This is a genomic window from Dyella sp. 2HG41-7 (genome assembly GCF_021390675.1).
Taxonomy (GTDB): Bacteria; Pseudomonadota; Gammaproteobacteria; order Xanthomonadales; family Rhodanobacteraceae; genus Dyella_B.
Map to the genome: position 1 here is coordinate 782759 of NZ_JAJEJV010000004.1, position 19599 is coordinate 802357.

Annotated in this window: 18 protein-coding genes; 16 read left to right on the top strand and 2 right to left on the bottom strand. The window is 61.0% G+C overall.

Annotated elements, in window-relative coordinates; genetic code table 11:
• Positions 1-86: 86 nt before the first annotated feature.
• Positions 87-1004 carry a LysR substrate-binding domain-containing protein gene (locus L0U79_RS04945; RefSeq protein ID WP_233840770.1) on the top strand — a complete coding sequence of 306 codons (918 nt, stop codon included), beginning with the start codon at positions 87-89 and terminating at the stop codon, positions 1002-1004.
• A 7-nt stretch (positions 1005-1011) separates the two neighbouring features.
• Here the strand turns inward: L0U79_RS04945 and L0U79_RS04950 are convergent, their stop codons facing one another.
• On the bottom strand, positions 1012-1869 hold the full coding sequence (locus tag L0U79_RS04950) for an energy transducer TonB (protein ID WP_233840771.1): 858 nt from the start codon (positions 1867-1869) through the stop codon (positions 1012-1014).
• Positions 1870-2049: 180 nt separating this feature from the next.
• Here L0U79_RS04950 and L0U79_RS04955 point away from each other — a divergent pair, with 180 nt between their 5' ends.
• The 3 genes from L0U79_RS04955 to L0U79_RS04965 all read left to right on the top strand — a co-directional run bounded on the left by L0U79_RS04955 (position 2050) and on the right by L0U79_RS04965 (position 4624).
• Positions 2050-2712: an NYN domain-containing protein gene (locus L0U79_RS04955; protein ID WP_233840772.1), complete on the top strand. Its 663-nt coding sequence runs from the start codon at positions 2050-2052 to the stop codon at positions 2710-2712.
• Positions 2713-3132: 420 nt separating this feature from the next.
• Positions 3133-4044, top strand: coding sequence for a methyltransferase (locus L0U79_RS04960; protein WP_233840773.1), 912 nt, complete (start codon positions 3133-3135; stop codon positions 4042-4044).
• 49 nt (positions 4045-4093) lie between these two features.
• Positions 4094-4624, top strand: a complete 531-nt coding sequence (locus L0U79_RS04965; protein WP_233840774.1) for a pseudouridine synthase — start codon at positions 4094-4096, stop codon at positions 4622-4624.
• A gap of 163 nt (positions 4625-4787) precedes the next feature.
• On the opposite strand, the gene L0U79_RS04970 is transcribed toward L0U79_RS04965, so the two are convergent.
• Positions 4788-5573, bottom strand: a complete 786-nt coding sequence (locus L0U79_RS04970; RefSeq protein WP_233840775.1) for a TatD family hydrolase — start codon at positions 5571-5573, stop codon at positions 4788-4790.
• A gap of 222 nt (positions 5574-5795) precedes the next feature.
• On the opposite strand from L0U79_RS04970, the gene gspE reads away from it, so the two are divergent.
• The 12 genes from gspE to hrpB all read left to right on the top strand — a co-directional run bounded on the left by gspE (position 5796) and on the right by hrpB (position 19546).
• On the top strand, positions 5796-7529 hold the full coding sequence (gene gspE, locus L0U79_RS04975) for a type II secretion system ATPase GspE (RefSeq protein WP_233840776.1): 1734 nt from the start codon (positions 5796-5798) through the stop codon (positions 7527-7529).
• 171 nt (positions 7530-7700) lie between these two features.
• Entirely contained in the window at positions 7701-8918 is a 1218-nt protein-coding gene (gene gspF, locus L0U79_RS04980) for a type II secretion system inner membrane protein GspF (protein ID WP_233840777.1), read from the top strand.
• A gap of 59 nt (positions 8919-8977) precedes the next feature.
• The gene (gspG, locus tag L0U79_RS04985; RefSeq protein ID WP_233840778.1) at positions 8978-9418 is read left to right on the top strand and encodes a type II secretion system major pseudopilin GspG; all 441 of its coding nucleotides are present in this window, start codon (positions 8978-8980) and stop codon (positions 9416-9418) included.
• A gap of 152 nt (positions 9419-9570) precedes the next feature.
• Positions 9571-10023, top strand: coding sequence for a GspH/FimT family pseudopilin (locus L0U79_RS04990; protein ID WP_345778418.1), 453 nt, complete (start codon positions 9571-9573; stop codon positions 10021-10023).
• The gene (locus L0U79_RS04995) at positions 10020-10430 is read left to right on the top strand and encodes a type II secretion system protein (RefSeq protein ID WP_233840779.1); all 411 of its coding nucleotides are present in this window, start codon (positions 10020-10022) and stop codon (positions 10428-10430) included. The genes L0U79_RS04990 and L0U79_RS04995 overlap by 4 nt, the downstream gene beginning before the upstream one ends.
• Positions 10427-11149 carry a prepilin-type N-terminal cleavage/methylation domain-containing protein gene (locus tag L0U79_RS05000; protein ID WP_233840780.1) on the top strand — a complete coding sequence of 241 codons (723 nt, stop codon included), beginning with the start codon at positions 10427-10429 and terminating at the stop codon, positions 11147-11149. Before L0U79_RS04995 ends, L0U79_RS05000 begins: the two co-directional genes overlap by 4 nt.
• Complete coding sequence (locus L0U79_RS05005) at positions 11146-12021, top strand: type II secretion system protein GspK (RefSeq protein ID WP_233840781.1); 876 nt, start codon at positions 11146-11148, stop codon at positions 12019-12021. The genes L0U79_RS05000 and L0U79_RS05005 overlap by 4 nt, the downstream gene beginning before the upstream one ends.
• Entirely contained in the window at positions 12018-13178 is a 1161-nt protein-coding gene (locus tag L0U79_RS05010) for a PilN domain-containing protein (protein WP_233840782.1), read from the top strand. Before L0U79_RS05005 ends, L0U79_RS05010 begins: the two co-directional genes overlap by 4 nt.
• The gene (gspM, locus tag L0U79_RS05015; RefSeq protein WP_233840783.1) at positions 13175-13819 is read left to right on the top strand and encodes a type II secretion system protein GspM; all 645 of its coding nucleotides are present in this window, start codon (positions 13175-13177) and stop codon (positions 13817-13819) included. The genes L0U79_RS05010 and gspM overlap by 4 nt, the downstream gene beginning before the upstream one ends.
• Positions 13816-14535 (top strand): general secretion pathway protein GspN, encoded by a 720-nt coding sequence (locus L0U79_RS05020; RefSeq protein ID WP_233840784.1) that lies wholly within the window; start codon positions 13816-13818, stop codon positions 14533-14535. Before gspM ends, L0U79_RS05020 begins: the two co-directional genes overlap by 4 nt.
• 3 nt (positions 14536-14538) lie before the next feature.
• Positions 14539-16953 (top strand): type II secretion system secretin GspD, encoded by a 2415-nt coding sequence (gene gspD, locus L0U79_RS05025; RefSeq protein WP_233840785.1) that lies wholly within the window; start codon positions 14539-14541, stop codon positions 16951-16953.
• An 88-nt stretch (positions 16954-17041) separates the two neighbouring features.
• Positions 17042-19546: an ATP-dependent helicase HrpB gene (gene hrpB, locus L0U79_RS05030; RefSeq protein ID WP_233840786.1), complete on the top strand. Its 2505-nt coding sequence runs from the start codon at positions 17042-17044 to the stop codon at positions 19544-19546.
• Positions 19547-19599 lie beyond the last annotated feature (53 nt).

The following is a 19599-nucleotide window of genomic DNA, read 5'->3' on the forward strand; positions in this document are numbered from 1 at the left end:
GTTTGGGGTGGGTGTGCTCAAGGTAATGGGCTGGGGTTACAGGAAAAAGCGATATATTCACAAGCCAGATTTGAGGATTATTCAACATGAGTCGGGTGCCGCTCGGTCTATTGCATCAGTTCGTGCAGGTGGCGCGGTTGGGCAATCTTTCGCGCGCTGCCGAACAGGCCAATCTCACGGTAAGCGCGTTGAGCCATCAAATGCGCCAACTGGAAGAGCGGCTGGAGCGCCGTTTGTTCGAACGCGGTCCGCGCGGCGTGACGTTGACGGTGGAAGGCTGCAGCCTGTTGGAATCCGTCGGCGAACATTTCGACGGCATCGAACACGCGTTGTCGCGCTATCGCGAACGCCGCCACGATGCGCTGACCTTGAGCGCCAGCCCCGGCATTATTTCCAGTTGGTTGATGCCGCGATTACCGGACTTGCTTTCGGCGCATCCGGAGCTGGAGTTCAATCTGCAATCCACCACGGCGCTGGTGAATTTCGACCTCGAAGCCGTGGACGCCGCCGTGCGTTACGGCAAAGGCGAGTGGGAAGGTCTGCGCAGCGAATACCTGTTCGGCGAATGGATTGCGCCGGTGGCGGCGCCCGAATTGGTGGCTCGCATGGCCGACAAAGATCCGCTCGATCTTTCGAACTGGCCGTTGATCGGCGACCCCAATCGCAACAATCGCTGGGTCGATTGGTTCGCGCATTACGGTGGTGAGCCGCCGCGGCGCTACGTCGCGCATGTGGATACGGTCGATGCGTTGCGTCAGGCGGCGCTGGAAGGATTGGGCGTCGCGTTGGGACGCATGGTGACGTCCAAATCGTTGATCGATGCGGGGCGGCTGGTGGTGCTCGGCGATCGCTATTTGCCGGTGCCCGAGGCGTATTTTCTGGTGTATCCGCTGCGCTCGGAAGACCATCGCGGCATGGCTACGTTTCGCACTTGGCTGCATGACGAAGCGGCAGCGTATTGCCGCGACATGCCACAGCCTCGACGCGATGAGGCTGCGGCCTGAGAAGAACTCAAGTGCCGCCGAGTTCGCTCATCAATTGCAGGGAAGGTTCGGCCGCGGAGATGCTGCCCGGCGGGATAGCGTCGGAGGACGGGGACGCTTTCGCATCTTGCTTCGCCCAGGGAATCGATACACGCGGGCCGGGAATGTAGGGTTCCCATTGACCGTATGTGTCTTTGTTCGACGGGTGCGATCGGTCGATGAGGCCGAAATTAACCGGGACGCGGACGTACCAGTACGGATCGCTGACGTGCTTGCCCGTGCTCGGGAGATGGTACGTCCACTTCTTGGCGGCGTTTACCGCGGCGCTGCCAAGCATGTGTCGGAAATGCTCCATTTGGTTTTCGTCACCGTATTCATCCAAGTTCACTTGCTCGGCCGCAACATCCTCGACCTGCCCCTGTTTGCCGACGCGCAAGAATAAATAGACCGTACCCTCCACGCGATATTGAATGGCTTCGGGCGGGTAGATTGGCAATGGCCGGTCTTTGAAGCTGACCTGATCGGTTGGCGTCGCGTTCGGCTCACCGAAGCTGGCGCTGGCGATGCTGATCGAATCGTGGGTGTCGTCGATGCGTTTGGCGACGATGCGCACATTCATGCGGGCGCGGTGAATCGCGTTGATGTTGTCGTTGAGATGGAACTTCCAGTTCGGCGCAGCCTTCTGCATCAAGTCGACCACGACGGAAGGAAGCTTCTCCGGGTGATCGACCGTGTACTGATGTACGGTGCCGTCTGGCATGACTTCGATCCAGCCCGTCACCAACATGCTCGCTTCAGAGAGCTTGCGTACCGCGTTCGCACTGCGTCCTGCCCACGCTGTGCACGCCAACAGCAAGCACAACGTTCCCAACATCCATCGCTTCATATACGGCATCCCCTGGAAGTTATGGATGAGTATAGCCAAGCAAAATACCGTCGTGACGACGTATAAAATCACCCGATCTGAATGGTTACTGTGTTGATATCGTTGGCGTAAACTGCTGATCGCCGAACATTATTGATTGGCACTGCATCCTGTTTTATTGGCAAGTCATAAGGATTTTCTATGCCGAGTACCGCCATCCTCATTGACGGCGCTTTCTTCCTTGCCCGCTACCGAAAAGTGTGGAGCGATCGCGATGTCAACGACGCCCGCACGGTCGCCAAAACCGTTTTCGGCATGGCGCTCGAACACCTCAAAGCCTTGGATCGTCCGCGCGAAGCGCTGTATCGCATTTTCTTTTACGACTGCCCGCCGCTGGAAAAAGTGCTGATCAAACCGGTAAGCGGCGAGAGCATCGATTTTTCCCGCACCGGCGCCGCAGGTTTTCGTCGCGATCTGCACGATCAGTTGCGTCGCCAACGCAAGATGGCGCTGCGCTTGGGGCGGCTCACCGATCGCGGCGAATGGAAGCTCAAACATCAGGCTTATCAGCAGCTGCGCGACGAATCTCTTTATTGGGAAGACCTTACCGACGAGCACTTCGAGCCGGATATGCGCCAGACCCAGGTCGATATGAAGATCGGCATCGACATTGCTGCGCTGGCCTACAAGAAGCAGGTGGATCAGATCGTATTGGTCGCCGGCGACGCCGATTTCATTCCGGCGGCGAAGTTGGCGCGCTACGAAGGCATCGATTTCATTCTCGACCCGATGTGGCAGGGCATTGCGCCGGACTTGCACGAGCATATCGACGGCCTGCAGTCGGTGTGTCCGAGACCGTTCTAGCGTTCGGCAGGAATATTTTTGACGGCCAAGGTAGGTTTTTGCCGACTTTGGCCGTCTGAGGGTCTGTTCGCACTATTTGCGTGGCCCGCGTTGTCGATGAGTGGCCGACAGGTGGTAGTGCGTGGCGCCGGCTTGACTGGCTGTCAAGTCAAGCCGCGCGCTGCCGCATGGCGGCCACTCATCGACAACCCGAAGGGCCGGGTCTGTTTGCCCGCCATTCGGCGTCATCGCTCAGTCGTGTACGGACGTACACTCCCTCGCTCTTCCTTGGCTGGCGCGCAAACAGATCCCGGCGCGGGCCACGCAAATAGTGCGAACAGACCCTAATGACTGTGCGGCAGTCGTAAACTAATCGTAAAATAGATCCCGTCGCTGCACGACGCTGGCGGCACGTTGCCGCGCGTACACTCGGGAGTAGCCATGAAGATCAGATTCGCCTTCGGATTATCCGTTGCGTTGTTGCTTGCCGGTGCGGCTCACGCGCAGCAGGCCGGGCAGGATCAGCCTTCGGGCGATCTGGTGCCGCCGACCAGCGCCAGCGATTTCACCGCGGGCCAGTTGGATGCGGTGATCGCCGGTTCGTGGCGCTCCGCGCACAACAAGGCGCGCGACGTTTACCGTCATCCGAAAGGCACGTTGCAATTCTTTGGCTTGCAGCCCGACGAAACGGTGATCGAAATTACGCCGGCCGCCGGTTGGTACACCGAAATCCTCGCGCCGTTGTTGCGCGACAACGGTCATTACATTGCGGCGGTTCCGGGCGGCAACGGTTCCGAGGATCGGCAGAACGCGGATGTTCTGCGCGACAAGTTCAAAGCCGATCCCGCCGAGTACGGCAAGGCCAGCATCGTGGTTTTCAATCCTAAGACGCCCGTGTTCGGCCCGCCCGGCTCGGCGGACATGGTGCTGACGTTCCGCAACGTGCATAACTGGGCGGAAGCGGGTACGGCCGAAGCGTATTTCAAGGCGTTTTATGCCGTGTTGAAACCCGGCGGCACGCTTGGCGTCGAGGATCATCGCGCGGCGCCCGGCGCCAGCTTCGACGCGGTCAAGAGCAGTGGTTACCTTCCGACCGACTACGTGATCAAGCTGGCCACCGACGCCGGTTTCAAGTTGGATGAGCAAAGCGAGATCAACGCCAATCCGAAAGACACCAAAAATTACGCCAAAGGCGTGTGGACCTTGCCGCCGACGCTGACGCTGGGCGATCAGGATCGCGACAAGTACCTGGCCATCGGTGAATCGGATCGTATGACGTTGCGCTTTGTCAAAGCCGGCACAAAGAAAGCGGCTACGCCTGCCGCATCGTCGTCGAGCGCGACGACGCATTGATCGGGGCGAACCCTCTTCCAAATGGGAGAGGGTTTGAACGAAACCCATCATGCTTATTGCGCTGAACAAACCGTTCGGTGTGCTGTGCCAGTTCACGACCAACGATGGACGTCCCACGTTGGCGGACTTCGTGCGGCAGAAAGACGTCTATCCCGCCGGGCGCCTCGATCACGACAGCGAAGGTTTGTTGCTGCTCACCGACGATGGCGGCCTCGCACATCGTTTGACTGATCCCAAACACAAGCAACCGAAAACCTACTTGGTGCAAGTGGACGGTGCATTGACTGATGAAGCGCTGCAAGCGCTACGACGCGGCGTGACATTGAACGATGGTCCGACCTTGCCGGCCATGGCCGAGCACGCGCAAGAACCGTCATGGCTGTGGCCGCGCGATCCGCCCGTGCGATTTCGCAAAAACATTCCCACCAGCTGGTTGACGATCACGTTGCGCGAAGGGCGCAATCGGCAAGTGCGCAGGATGACTGCCGCTGTGGGGTTTCCGACCTTGCGCCTGATACGTGTGAGCATCGGCAACCATGCGTTGGATGGATTAAAACCAGGCGAGATGCGCGCGCTCTAGCGACAATGTCATTCCGGCGAAGGCCGGAATCCAGTCAAAAATCCCGTGCGAAGTACACGAAGCGTTCTGTAATGAGTGCTTCGCACAACGTGTTTCACTGGATTCCGGCCTTCGCCGGAATGACGTGAGGCACGATACAAACGCTTGCAATGTCTTGGAAACATTACAACCCAAAGAATGCCTTCGTCGCCGCTGCGCTGTTCGCCGCCGTCACTTCCACCGGCTCGCCACGATCCCGCGCGATTTCCTCGCAAATATGCCTCAAATACATCGGTTCGTTCCGTCGATGGCTCGGCTGCGGACGCACGGTGCGCGGCAGGAGATACGGCGCATCCGTTTCAATCATCAGGCGGTTCGCCGGAATCTCGCGCACGAATTCGCGCAGATGCGTGCCGCGTCGTTCGTCGCAGATCCAGCCGGTGATGCCGATATGGCAATCCAGGGCGAGATAGTCAAGCAAGGCTTCGCGCGTATCGGTAAAGCAATGCACCACCACGGCGGGTACTTTGTCGCGATAGCGTTTGAGCAGGTCGAGGAAATCGTGATGCGCATCGCGCTGATGCAAAAAAAGCGGCTTGCCCACGTCCACCGCAATCTGCAATTGCCGCTCGAACACGGTGAGCTGCGCATCGCGCGGCGAATAATTGCGGTGATAGTCCAGGCCGGTTTCGCCGACGGCGCGAACTTCCGGCGCATGCGCGAGGTTGCGCAGGTGCGCGTCGGTGTGGTCGTTGTAGTCGACGGCGTGATGCGGATGTACGCCCGCCGTGGCGTAGAGCTTGCCGGGATGCGAACGGGCAAGCTCGAGCGCGTGATCGCTACCGGTATGTGACGCCCCCGTGACGATCATTTGATTCACGCCATGCGCCAATGCGCGCTCCAGCACCGCCTGAAAGTCGTGCTGAAAAGATTCGTGGGTGAGGTTGGCCCCAATATCGATAAGCTGCATGCAGAACCCTTTTTGAGTTTCCATTGTCCCATAAGCCGTCAAGGCGTCGCGTTTTTGCTGCTTCTTCGCGCGTTGCAGCATGAACGAACGCCCCGGTGCACGATCGCGGCTCCAAAGCAAGGCTCGCCAGCCACTTTGTGGATGTGTTACGAATGGGATTCGCCATTCGACGCGTGGGGACGCCGGGGGCCTGAAATTCCATAACGACCAACGGGGTGGAATATGTCGGCAGCGTTGAAGCCGGCGTCCTTCGGGACGGTAAAAGGCACGGAAGACCACGAATCGGCAGTGTGCGCACTGCTGGTCGCGCGTGGGCGCCTGAAAGACAACGATCTGGCGCGCGCCAAGCGCCTGCACGAAGAAGCTCCCGAGGGCACGCTGACGGCGCTGCTCGCCCGACTTGGATTGGTCTCCGAGCGTGATCTTGCCGAAGCCTGGGCCGAGCGCTTGCAAGCGCCGCTATTGGCGGCGCGCGATGCGCCGGATATGCCGCCGGCCGATCTCGATGTGTCTATCCGTTTTCTCAAGCAGCAACATGTGGTGCCGGTGCGCCTTGGCGACGACGGTCTCGCATTGATGGTGGCGGACCCGGCCGACTCCTATCCATTGCATGCGGTGCAGCTGGCTTCCGGTAAGCCGGTGGCGTTGTGCATCGGCCTTCGGTCAGAAATCGATGATTTGATCGAACGTTATTACGGACAAGGTCGTTCCGCGATGGGCGCCATTGTGGAAAACCTCGATGGCAGCGCGGCCGAAGAAGACGATGTGGAGCATCTGCGCGATCTGGCGTCCGAAGCGCCGGTGATTCGTCTTGTCAATCTGATCCTCCAGCGTGCGGTCGAGCAGCGCGCGTCCGACGTGCATATCGAGCCGTTCGAAAATCGCCTCAAGGTGCGCTATCGCATCGACGGCGTGTTGCACGAAGTGGAAGCGCCGCCGTCCAGTTCCACCGCCGCCGTAATCAGCCGCGTGAAGATCATGGCGAAACTCAATATCGCCGAGCGTCGCTTGCCGCAGGACGGACGCATTCAATTGCGCGTGCAAGGCAAAGAGCTGGATCTTCGCGTTTCCACCGTCCCCACCAGTTTCGGCGAATCGGTGGTGATGCGTATTCTCGATCGCGAAACGGTGGTGTTCGATTTCGAATCGTTGGGATTCACCAACCACTTCCAGAAGCGTTTCGTCGACGTGCTGGAGCGTCCGCACGGCATTCTGCTGGTCACCGGTCCTACCGGCTCGGGTAAAACCACCACGTTGTACACCGCGTTGTCGAAGATCAACACGCCGGGCGTCAAGATCATCACCGTCGAAGATCCGGTGGAGTATCAGCTCGAAGGCATCAACCAAATTCAGGTGAAGCCGCAAATCGGGCTGGATTTCGCCAACGCACTGCGCTCGATCATGCGTCAGGATCCGGATGTGATCATGATCGGCGAAATGCGCGATCTGGAAACCTGCCGCATCGCCATCCAATCCGCGCTGACCGGTCACTTGGTGTTGTCCACGCTGCATACCAACAGCGCGTCGGGCGGCGTGACGCGCTTGCTCGATATGGGCGTGGAAGATTATCTGCTTGGCTCCACCGTTAACGGTATTCTTGCGCAGCGCCTGGTGCGTCGACTCGATGCGGAAACCGCGATTCCGTATGAAGCGCCGCCGGAAGTCGTCCAGCAATTCGAGCTGGAGAAATACACCGACGAACGTCCCATTCGCTTGTGGAAGCCGGGCAGCAGCGCGTCCAATCCCACCGGGTATCGCGGCCGTCGCGCCATCATGGAATTTCTGGTGATGAGCGATTCGCTGCGCCGCCTAGTGATGCAACGTGCCGACGCCAGTGAAATCGAACGTCAAGCGCGCGCCGAAGGTATGCGTACGATGTATGAGGACGGTATCGCCAAGGCCGTGGCGGGCATCACCACCATCGAGGAGGTGTTGCGTGTTACGCAGGAGGGTTAAATGCACTTCTTCGCCCTCTTCCCTCCGGGGAGAGGGCTGGAGTGAGGGGTCATTCTCGCGTCCGATCATCATCGGAGCCCACGTCGATGTGGCGTCGACGCAAGACACGCCCCTCACCTCAATCCTCTCCCCAAAGGGGAGAGGAGGCGAACGCGAAGAGCTGGTCTTTATATGAGCCAGTTCCGCTACCGCGCCGTCAGCGCCTCCGGCGAAATCGTGCAAGGACATATGGAGGCCGCGAGCCTCGACGAAGTGATCGTGCGCCTGCAGGATCAAGGTCACACGCCGCTCGAAGCCAAGCCCGCCGATGCAGGCGGCGCAAGCGGCGGATTCGCCGGCTTCTTTAAGCGTGGTCCTTTCAGCGGCGATCAGCTCGCGCAGTTCACGCATCAGCTCGCGACGCTATTGGGCGCGGGTCAACCGCTCGATCGCGCGCTCGGCATCTTGATGGATTTGCCCGAAGGCGAGCACGCGAAAAAACTGATCGAACGCGTGCGCGATCGCGTGCGTGGCGGCACACCGTTGTCGCAGGCGATGGACGAAGAGCACGGCGTATTTCCCAAGCTCTATATCGCGCTGGTGCGCGCGGGCGAAGTGGGCGGTTCGCTGGAAGATACCCTGCGCCGTCTCGCCGATTATCTCGAACGCTCGCAGCAACTGCGCGGCAGCATTATCAACGCGCTGATCTATCCGGCGTTTTTGATGGTCGGCGTGCTGGGTTCGCTGCTCTTGCTGCTTACCTATGTCGTGCCGCAGTTCGTGCCGATTTTTCAGGATATGCAGGTGCCGATTCCGTGGATCACCCGCGTCGTGCTGGCGGTCGGCACCACACTGCAGGATTGGTGGTGGTTGATCCTGGTGTTGATCGTCGGCGGCGTGCTGGTGTGGCGCGCGCGCATGCGCGATCCGGCGTTGCGTTTGGCGTGGCACGAACGTCTCTTAAAACTCCGACTGGTCGGCCCGCTGGTTTTGAAAGTGGAAACCGCGCGGCTGGCGCGCACGCTGGGCACCTTAGTGAAGAACGGCGTGCCGCTGCTGTCGGCGTTGGGCATCGCGCGCATGGTGACGTCCAATCGCGCCCTGGATGAATCGCTGGTCCAGGCCACCGACATGGTCAAAGGCGGCAACGGTTTGAGTCTGGCGCTCGGGCAATCACAACGCTTTCCGCGCCTGGCCATTCAAATGGTGCAGGTGGGCGAAGAGGCCGGTCAGCTCGACACTATGCTGCTGAAAGTGGCCGATACGTTCGAGCTGGAAAGCCGGCGTTCGATCGATCGCCTGCTGGCCGCGCTGGTGCCCGCGTTGACCATCGTAATGACGGGGTTCGTCGCCATCATCATGGCGGCCATCCTGCTGCCGCTGCTCAGTCTTACCAGCAACATTCAATGATCGGCGCTGTCCGAATTCATAGCTTTTCAGTTCACGCTTCGACACGGAGAAACCAACCTATGCAGTACAGATATCCTCGAACCCGGCAGCTGCGTGGACCGTATCGCAACGCCGGCTTCACCTTGCTGGAAATGCTGGCGGTGATCGTGCTGATCGGCATCGTCGGCGCCATCGTGGTGCGACAGGTTGGCAGCAGTGTGGACAAGGGCAAGTTCGGCGCCGGCAAGGCGCAGCTCACCACTTTGAGCCAGGCAATCGACGCGTATGCGCTCGACAACGGTTCGGCGCCCGCGCAGTTGGAGGATCTCGTTTCCAAACCGGCGAATGCGACCAATTGGCAAGGGCCTTATGTAAAGCCGTCGCAGCTCAAAGATCCGTGGGGGCACGACTTTGGCTACAAGCACCCCGGCGAGCACGGGAACTACGATTTGATCTTTTACGGCCGTGACGGTAAGCCTGGTGGCGACGGTTACGACGCGGATGTAGGTAACTGGCAATGACGAATGCGCGCGCCCCGTTCCCTCTCCCCTCTGGGGAGAGGGTTAGGGTGAGGGGCCGCTCTTGCGATGAGAGTGGTTCTACGCGCGTTTTTATGGGATTTACGGCAAGCCTTGGCCCCTCACCCCGACCCTCTCCTCAGAGGGGAGGGGGAGTGAAAGGTGCGCGAGGTTTCACCTTGCTGGAAATGCTCGCGGTCATCATCCTGATCGGCATCGCCGCGGCGGCGGTTTCGATTTCTGTGGCGCATGGCCTGGCGAGTGCGCGCATCAACGCGGCGGCCAGCGAACTCGCCGCATCGCTCCGCGCCACGCGCACGCAAGCGATCGTGCATCAGCAGCAAAGCGTCTTCGAGCTCGATACACGCGATGCGACGTATCGCGGCGCCGATAGGCGCGATGTGCATTTGCCGAAAGGGTTGGATCTCTCGATCACCAGCGCCGCGAGCGATCAATCGCGCGGCGATACGGCTCGCATTCGTTTCTTTCCCGACGGCAGTTCCACGGGTGGGCGCATCACTTTACGCAGCGGGCAGCGCGAGTGGCACGTCAACGTGTCGTGGCTGACCGGCGCCATCAATATTTTCGACACGGGTACGCACTCGTGAACGCGTCGCCTCGCCACGCGCGCGGTTTCAGTCTGCTGGAAATGATCGCCGCCATCATGCTGCTGGCGATCGCGTTCGGCGCGCTGATGGAAGTGGCGGGCGGCTCGATAAGGCTGTCGCAAAAAGCATCCGATTACACCCATGCTGCGTTGTGGGCGCGCTCGAAGCTCGATTCCCAATTCGTGCTGGAGCCCGTGCAGGCAGGTACGACGCAAGGCAAGTTTGACGATACGTACCGCTGGCGTTTGCAAGTCACGCCGTGGGTGGCGCCCGGCGTGCCGCCGCCGACAACGCAGTATGCGTTTCATATGTTCAAGCTCGATCTCGACGTGATGTGGGGAGAGGCGCCGTTCGAGCACACCGCGCGTTTCAGTACGCTGCGCATGGGCAGCGGTAGCGGGCCATGAAGCGTTTCATTCGCTCCACGCATCATCGTTCTCGCATGCGGGGAAGCGCTCGCACGAAGTATGTCCACGGCTTTACGCTGCTCGAAGTGCTCGGCGCGATGGCGCTGCTCGCGTTGTTGTTGCTCGGCGTGTATTCGGGTGTGCGTTCGGCCACGCATACCGTGCAGGCCGGCGAGGTGAAGATCGAGCAACTCGACGAAGTGCGTTCCGCACAGGAATTTCTGCGTCGTGAGTTGGCGCAAGCGATGGCGCAACCGTTGGAGCATGACGACAACGGCAATGTCATCTTCTTCGACGGTAGCGCCGAAACCATGCGTTTTGTCGCGCCATTGCCCGGTTATCTGGGACGGATGGGGCCGCAAATGGTCGAGCTGAAGCTGATCAAGGGCGAGCACGGCAAGCAGTTGGTGGCGAGTCTGGCGGTGCTGCCGCCGGATGGCAGCGCGGTCAAACCGTTAGGTGATCCGCAGGTATTGATGGATCACGTTATCGACGGCGGTTTCAGTTATCGCGGCGTCGATCAGATGGGCCGGCCGACGGATTGGCAAAGTACGTGGAAATCCTCAGGCACGATGCCGAATCTGGTCACCATCAATCTGGCGTTGCCGCACGATCGTCGTTGGCCGCTGTTGAGCGTGCCGCTGCGCGTCAATGCTGCGGCGATGCAAGGACCCGGCAATCTTTTGCGCGGCCTGCGTGGTCCGGGAGCCGGGCCATGATGCGCATCGGTCGACGCAATCAGCGCGGCGTGGGTCTGCTGGTGGTGATGTGGGCGTGTACGTTGCTGGCGATTTTGCTGGGCGGTTACGCGGCTTTGGCGCGTACCGAAGGATTGCAGGCGAATTATCAATTCCAGCAAGCCCAGGCTCACTATGCGGCGGAGGCGGGACTGATGCGCGCGGTCTACGCGTTGCAGTCCCCCAACGTCAACGATCGGTGGATCGCCGACGGTCGCGTGTATCCGATGCTGTTTGACCAGGCCAAAGTCGGCGTGTCGATCACCTCGGAAAGCGGCAAGGTGGATTTGAATTCGGCCACGCCCGACGTGCTCACCAATTTGTTTCGCAATGTCGGCGTCGATCCGGGACACGCCAGCGCCATCGCGCAGGCGATTATCGATTGGCGCAGCTTTTCGTTGACGCCCCAGCAAACTACGCAACGCAAGGCTGCCTACGCGGCGGCGGGTCGCGACTACGCGCCGCGCAGCGGTCCGTTCGCCAGCGTGGAAGAACTGCAGATGGTGCTGGGCGTCACCCCTGAGATGTACGCAAAAGTCGCGCCCTACGTCACGATCTGGTCGGGCCGATCCAGTCCCGATCCGAACACCGCGCCGCTGATCGCCTTGGCCTCGGCGCCTGGCATGGACCTGCAACATGCGGCGGCGATCATTGCCGCACGTCCGGCCAACGCGGGGGCGAATGCCGCCCCGGGGCTGGTCGCCAACAACGGCATCACGCATAGTATCCGCTCGGAAGCGATACTCGCCGATGGAACGCGCGCGGTCTTGCGCACCACGGTTCGCTTGCAGGGATTCAGGCCTGGTGCGCAGGCTTTTGCGGTGTTGCGCTGGCAAGAGGGAGATGAGGAGTGAATTCCGCGACGCAGACACTGCGACCGCAGCTTGATCGCGCACGCCGTGCCTGGCGCGGATCGCCGTTGCCGGCGTTCTTCGCCTGGTGGGGCGGCGAATTGCGCAATCTGTTGCCCGTGCGCTGGCAATCCTTTTTTAGCGGCGGCAACGTGTGGTGCCTGCTGCATCACCACGAAGGGCAATGGTACGTGCGGCGCAGCGGTCAGGCGCAAATTTCCGCACCTTGGAGCGATGCGCTCGAAGCGCCCGAACAGCAAGGCTTGTTGAATGCCGCGGTCGCCGATGTAGATCGTCAGGATCTGCGGCTCGCGTTGTGCTTGTCACAAGAAGCCATCTTGCACAAACGTTTGTTGTTGCCCGAAGCGGCACGCGACAACTTGCGTCAGATCGGCGCGTTCGAAATGGATCGGCAAACGCCGTTCCGCGTCGATCAGGTGTACTACGACTTGCGCGAAGTACCCGGTGCTGCGCCGGTCGGCCGCATCGCCGCCGAACTGGTAGTCGCGCCGCGCGCCGTGGTGGATGCGAAGCTGGAACATCTGCGCAACGCCGGCATCGCGATCGACGCGGTGGATCTGTGCAAGGGCGACGCGCGACTGGGCGTGAACCTGTTGCCGCCGGAGATGGCGCGCCCGCATCGCGATCCGCGCCGGCGCCTCAATCTCGCATTGGCCGCCGCCGCAGCGTTGTTGATCGTGCTGTGCCTGGGGCAATGGCTGCACAATCGCCAGGAAGCGCTGACCGCCATGCAAACGCAGGTGGACGATATGCGCGGCGACGCCCAGAAAATCGCGCTGCTGCGCAAGCAATTGGAAGACAGCACCAGCGCGTCGGGTTTTCTTGCGAAACGCAAAACCGATTCCGTCGCCATCGTCGATGTGCTGCAGGATCTCACAGCGCGCATTCCCGACGACACATGGCTGGAGCGCTTCACCATCGACAGCGCCGGCCGCGTGGGCATGCAGGGGCAAAGCGCGAAAGCGGCGTCGCTGATCGATGTACTGCAGAGCAGCAAGTTGCTCACCGGCGCGAATTTCCAAGGCGTCATTCAGCGCGATCCAGCGACCAACAAAGAACGATTCTTTATGGACGCGCAATTGCGCAATCCCGCCACGGGCAAACCGGCCGCCAGCAGTAGCGCGGGAGGATCGCCATGAACCTCCGGCCCATGAAGCCCGCGGAAAGCCGCATCGCCGCCATCGGTTTGCTGTTGCTGGTGTTGGTGCTGGCGTACTTCTTATTGCTGCATTGGTGGTTCGTGGCGCCGCTGCGCGACATCGATAGCCAAATGGACGATCTGCGCGACACGCAAAGCCGCTATGCCGCCGCCATTGCGGAGAAACCGCAGCTTGAAAACCGTATCGCGCAACTCGGTCGCAATCAGACCGACAGCAGCACATTCCTACCGGAAAGCGATCCGAACGCCGCTTCCGCGGCGTTGATGCAGCGGGTGGTCGACGACGCTGCTGCGCATGCGCAAGAAGGCAGCTGCGAAGTCAGCCAGAAGATGCCGGTCAACAATCCGGGCGCCACGCCGAACGATCCCTATCAAAAAGTGGTGGTGAGCATCAGCCTGCATTGCGATATGCAGCCTTTGATCGGCCTGCTTTACACGCTCGAAAAGGGCAAGCCGTACTTGTTTGTGCAGGATTTCAGCGTGTATCGCAATCCGCTGGTGAATGCGCAAAAGAACGTCGCGCCGCTGGAAGTGCAATTCACGCTCGCTGGTTATGTGCACGCCGCGCCCGGCGCGCCGCCGCCGCCGAATGGGCAGCCGCCGGGAGGCGAGGACGAATGAACGCCGCCGCGCAGCGCAGTCTTACCCCCATGCTCGGCATCGTGGTCGCCGGGTTCGGCGTCGTGCTTTTGTCCCTGCTTTTCGGCGCGGGTCGCGGCGTGAGCTGGGATCCACCACGTCCTGCGCCGCCGCTGCCCACCGCGCGTGCGGTGACCTTGCCGGTGCCGCCGCCGCTGCCGACCTACGCCAAGGTGTGGGATCACCCCCTGTTCGCCGCCGACCGCAAGCCGATCGTCACCAGCGGCGGCGGGACCGAAGGTGTTAGCCTGGGCGATCTGCAGCTGACCGGCATCATTCTCACGCCCACACTGCATATGGCTTTGCTCGGCCCGGCCAACGCCAAGCCCGACGATACGAGTCAGCAAGTGAGCGTGCGCGAGGGAGCGGTGTTGCCGGATGGCAATTGGAAGCTCATCCAGGTGTTGCCGCGCTCGGCGATCTTTGCATCACCTACTGGTCGCACGGAACTGAAGCTGCCTGCGGGCGCTCCGATAGATCAACAAGCGATGCCTTCATCGGCGCCAGCGCCAGCGGAAAACGCATCGCGTGAACAAGCGATACCCATGGTGCCGCCCGGCGAAGTTTTACATCACGGTCCGAATGAGCCGCCACCGCCGCCAAACAACGCGCAGTCGGAGCGGTTACAAAAACTCAGGGCAGCCATTCTTAAGCAGCGTTCCCAGCAACAGCAAAACGGGAATCAGGGAGAACACTGACACATGTCCAACACGCGTATGCACACCTATCCACGCCGCTGCCTGCAAATCGGCGCGATCGCGTTGGTCGTCTTCCTGAGCGGTTGCGCGAACAATCGGCCGTTGGCGCAGCCTGACAATCACGAGCTCGAACGCGAAGCGGTCGCGGGCACTGAAAAGCCCGCACCGCAACCGCAGGCGCTCAACAGCAACCTCAATAATCCGCCGCCGGCGCCGTCGGTAGCGAGCATCAAACCCGGAACCGGACAATTCGTGCAGCCCACTGCGCTGGCGACGCCGCGTCGTCCCGCGTCGGGCGCGGGCGCGGTGACGTTCAATTTTGAAAATCAGCCGGTGCAGGCGGTGGTGAAAGCGATCCTTGGCGATCTGCTGCACGAGAACTACACGATCGTGCCGGGCGTGCAGGGCAACATCTCGTTCTCCACGTCCGAACCGGTCGATAGCAGCCAGGCCATGCCGATCTTGGAAACGCTGCTTTCCTGGACGCACAACGCGCTGGTGAAAACCGACGGGCGCTATGTCGTGATGCCCGACAAAGATGCGGTTGCCGGCAATGTCGCGCCGAGCCTCGGCGCCATTGCGCCTGCCGGAGGATTGCAAGCGCGGCTGTTTCCGCTGCATTACATCTCCGCCGATCAGATGCAAAAACTGTTGAAGCCGTTTGCGCGCGCCGATTCCATTTTGCTCGTCGACAACGCGCGCAACGTGCTCGTGGTGTCCGGCACGCCGGACGAACTGGCCAATTACAATCGCACCATTCGCACCTTCGATGTCGATTGGTTGCGCGGCATGTCGGTGGGCGTATTCAACCTGCAGCACGCGCAGATTGAAGATCTGATGCCGCAGCTCGACGGCATGTTCGGAACCAAAGGCGACACGCCGCTGGCGGGCATGTTCCGCTTCATTCCGATCAAGCGCACCAATGCACTGGTGGTGATCAGCACGCAACCCAGTTACCTCAACGAAATCGGCAACTGGATCGCGAAGATCGATCTGGGCGGTGGCAACGAGCCGCAACTTTATGTCTACGACGTGCGCAATATCAGCGCGGCGGATCTGGCGCATTACCTCGCGCAGATCTACACCGACAGCAGCGGTGGTGGTTCCAACGATCGCGGCGGCAGCGTCGCGCCCGGCGCAGGCGGCGCCACCACGCTCGGCATCGGCAACAACGCGGGCGGCGGTTCGGCAGGCGGTATGGGTAGCACTGCAGGTGGCTTCGGCAGCACCACAGGTTCCTCTGGCGGTCTTTCGTCCGGCGGCTTGGGTGGCAGCAGCGGCGGTATCGGATCGACGGGCTATTCGTCCGGCACAAGTGGTGGATTCGGCTCATCCTCGACCGGCGGTCTCGGCGGCGGGACCGCCGTCAACGGCGTGGGCATGAACGGCGGCCTCGCCAACACGCAAAGCCAGGATCAGGGCTACAGCTCCAAGGACGGCAGCGTGCGCATCGGCTCGGTCAGCGCCAACAATCAATTGCTGGTGCGCGCGCGTCCCGCGCAGTGGCAGGAAATTCTCGGCGTCGTCAAACAACTCGATCTGCCGCCGTTGCAAGTGCAGATCGAGACGCGCGTGTTCGAAGTGGATTTGACCGGCGACTTCCAGTTCGGTGTGCAGTGGTATCTGCAGGGCTTGGCCGGAACCACGGACAACAACGGCACCATCACGCCGGGCAATCCGTATGCGCATCGCATGATCGGCTTGGGTGGCGGCATCGGAAATGGCAGCACGTCCACCAACACCTACGGTGGACAACCATTCTTCTATTCGTTCCTTAGTTCGAACCAGAAATTCCAGGTCGCGATTAACGCGCTTGAAACCAACCAAAACACCAAGACGCTCTCTGCACCGTCGCTGGTCGTGCTCAACAACCAGATCGCGCATATCCAGGTGGGCGATCAGGTGCCGGTGAATCAGACCTATTACACCGGCCTGGGCACGGGCACCGGCACCACCGTGGGCGAAGTGCAATACATCCCAACCGGCATCATTCTCGATGTGCAGCCGCGCGTGAACCCGGGTGGCCTGATCTATCTCAACATCGATCAGCAGGTCAGCCAGATCAATGGCACGGCCAACAGCCAAGGCAACTACACCATTTCGCAACGCCAGATCGCCACGCAGCTTGGCGTGCAAAATGGTCAGACGGTGTTGCTTGGCGGGTTGATCCAGTCGGCGGTCACGAAAGGCAACACCGGTGTTCCCGGTCTGAATCGGATTCCGATCTTGGGCAAGTTGTTCGGCAGCACCGGCGATAACAAGACGCGTCAGGAACTGATCGTGCTAATTACCCCGCGCGTGATTACCGACAGCGACGATGCCAAGCAGATCACCGACGAATACCAGGAGAAATTCCAGTCGCTGGCGCCGCTGCGTGGCCAGACGCCTCCGCCGCTGGAATATCCGTTGCGTCGATAACGCATCGCGCCCCTCCTCGGTGTAGAGCGAGGAGGGGATTTCGCACGCGCGGTCCGGATGCGGCAGCGGACCGATTATCATCGTGTGCATGAATGCACCGCAGTTTCCCATCGCGCCGTTATTGCCGGATATCCGCGCCTCGCTGGCTGAGCAGCCGCGACTGGTGCTGGAAGCGCCGCCCGGCGCCGGCAAAACCACGCAGGTGCCCCTTGCGTTGCGCAACGAAGCGTGGCTCGACGGCAAAAAGATCGTAATGCTCGAACCGCGCCGGATCGCGGCGCGCGCGGCGGCGCAATTTATGGCGCAGCAACTGGGCGAGCAAGTCGGCCAGACGGTGGGTTATCGCATTCGCTTCGAATCGAAAGTCAGTGCGTCCACGCGCATCGAAGTGGTGACGGAAGGTATTCTCACGCGCCTGATTCAAGACGATCCCGAACTCACCGGTATTGGCGCGATTCTGTTCGACGAATTTCACGAGCGGCATCTCGCGGGTGATCTTGGCGCCGCGCTTGCGTTGGATATTCAAAACACCTTACGGCCTGATCTGCGTTTGGTGGTGATGTCTGCCACGCTCGATGGCGAACGCATTGCGCAATGGCTGGATGCGCCGCGCATCAGCAGCCCAGGCCGCAGCTTTCCCGTTCGTATCGACTATCCTCCGTCGCGAACGCAGGAAAACGTCGAGCAACATCTCGTGCGCGTCGTGCGACAGGCGCTGGAAGAAAACGATGGCGACGTACTGACGTTTTTGCCGGGCCGTCGCGAGATTGCGCGCCTGCAAGGCATGCTGAATCAGGCGGTGCAACGTGACGATCTCGATGTCGTCGCATTGCACGGCGAATTATCGTTGGCCGAGCAGCAACTCGCGTTGGCGCCGGCGGAAGAGGGCATGCGCCGTGTCGTATTAGCGACCAACGTCGCCGAATCCAGCGTCACCTTGCCCGGCATTCGCGTGGTGATCGACGTTGGCCTCGCGCGCGAGCCACGTTTCGATCCTAATTCAGGCTTTACGCGCTTGGAGACAGTAAATATCTCGCAGGCGTCTGCCGATCAGCGCGCCGGCCGCGCGGGACGTGTCGCCGAGGGCGTCGCTTATCGCTTATGGCCGCAAAGCCGACGGCTCGATGCATCGCGCACAGCGGAAATTGCGCAAGCGGAGTTGTCGGGTCTCACGTTGGAATTGGCAGCGTGGGGCAGCGCGCAATTACCCTGGCTCGATCCACCGCCCAGCGGCGCGCTTGCGCAAGCGCGCGATCTGCTCACACGTCTCGGCGCACTCGACACACAGCAACGCATCACCGCGCTCGGACGCCGCATGCTCGAGTTAGGCGCCACGCCACGTCTTGGTGCGGCAGCATTGCGCGCGCCCGAAACCTTGCATGCTCTGGTTGCGGATTTGCTCGCGTTGATGGATGCACGCTCGCCATTGCGTGGAGAGCAAGCACGCAGCGACGACTTTCGCGTGCGAGTCGCCGCGCTGCATGCATGGCGTGACCGACGCAGCGCGACCGGCTCCAGTCACGGAGCGGACGCGGGCGCATTGGCGGCGATCGAACAGGCCAGCAAAGGTTGGCGTCAGCGCCTGAAGATGCGTAGCGCGGCAAGCGGCGTGCCGGACAGTCATGCGGTTGGCGATTTGTTGATCCATGCATTCCCCGATCGCATTGCGCGACAGGACGAAAATAATCCCTTGCGTTACACGCTCGCCAACGGTCGTGGCGCGCGCTTGCACGATCAAACCGCATTGATGGGCGAACCGTGGCTGGTCGTACTGGATCTGCGGCACGAAGCGCGCGATAGCCTGATCCTTTCCGCGGCGCCGTTCGATTCACGCGTGTTGGAAGAAGATTACTCCACGCAGTTCCAACGCCTGCGCAACGTGCGGTGGAATGATGAACGTGCGATCGTAGAGGCCTTCGAAGAGCGCCGTTTCGGCGCGATCGTACTGGAGCGGCGCAGCGTTCCGATTTTGCCGGAAGACGCCGTTCCCGCACTGCTGGCCGCGATTCGTCAGCGCGGTCTCGCTGCGTTGCCATGGAGCGAGCATGGGCGGCGCCTGCGCTTGCGCATGCAATCGCTGCGCGAATGGGTGCCGGAACTTGGATTGCCCGATGTTTCCGACAACCGCTTGCTGGAAACGTTGGAGGATTGGCTCGCACCTTATTTGCAAAACAAGCGCAAGCTCGATGCGTTATCGGAAGACGATCTTTCGCAAGCGCTCGCTGCCTTGTTCGACTACGAGCAACGCAAGCTTCTGGATGCGCAAGCGCCTGACAGCCTCACCGTTCCGAGCGGTCAAACGCGTCGTCTCGAATACAGTCCGGGAGCAGCGCCGGTGTTGGCGGTCAAGTTGCAAGAACTATTCGGCCTTGCCGATACGCCGCGTGTGGCGAACGGTCGTATTCCAGTGACCTTGCATCTGCTTTCACCTGCGGGCCGTCCCATTCAAGTCACGCAAGATTTGAAGGGGTTTTGGGAGCGCACGTATCCCGAGGTGAAGAAGGAATTGAAGGGGCGGTATCCCAAGCATCCGTGGCCGGACGATCCGTGGACGGCGACGCCGACGCATCGTGCGAAGCCGCGAGGGACTTAGTGTTTTCAGTGGCGAGGTGGATGCATGTTCAGTGTCTGCTTCACGTTGCCTCC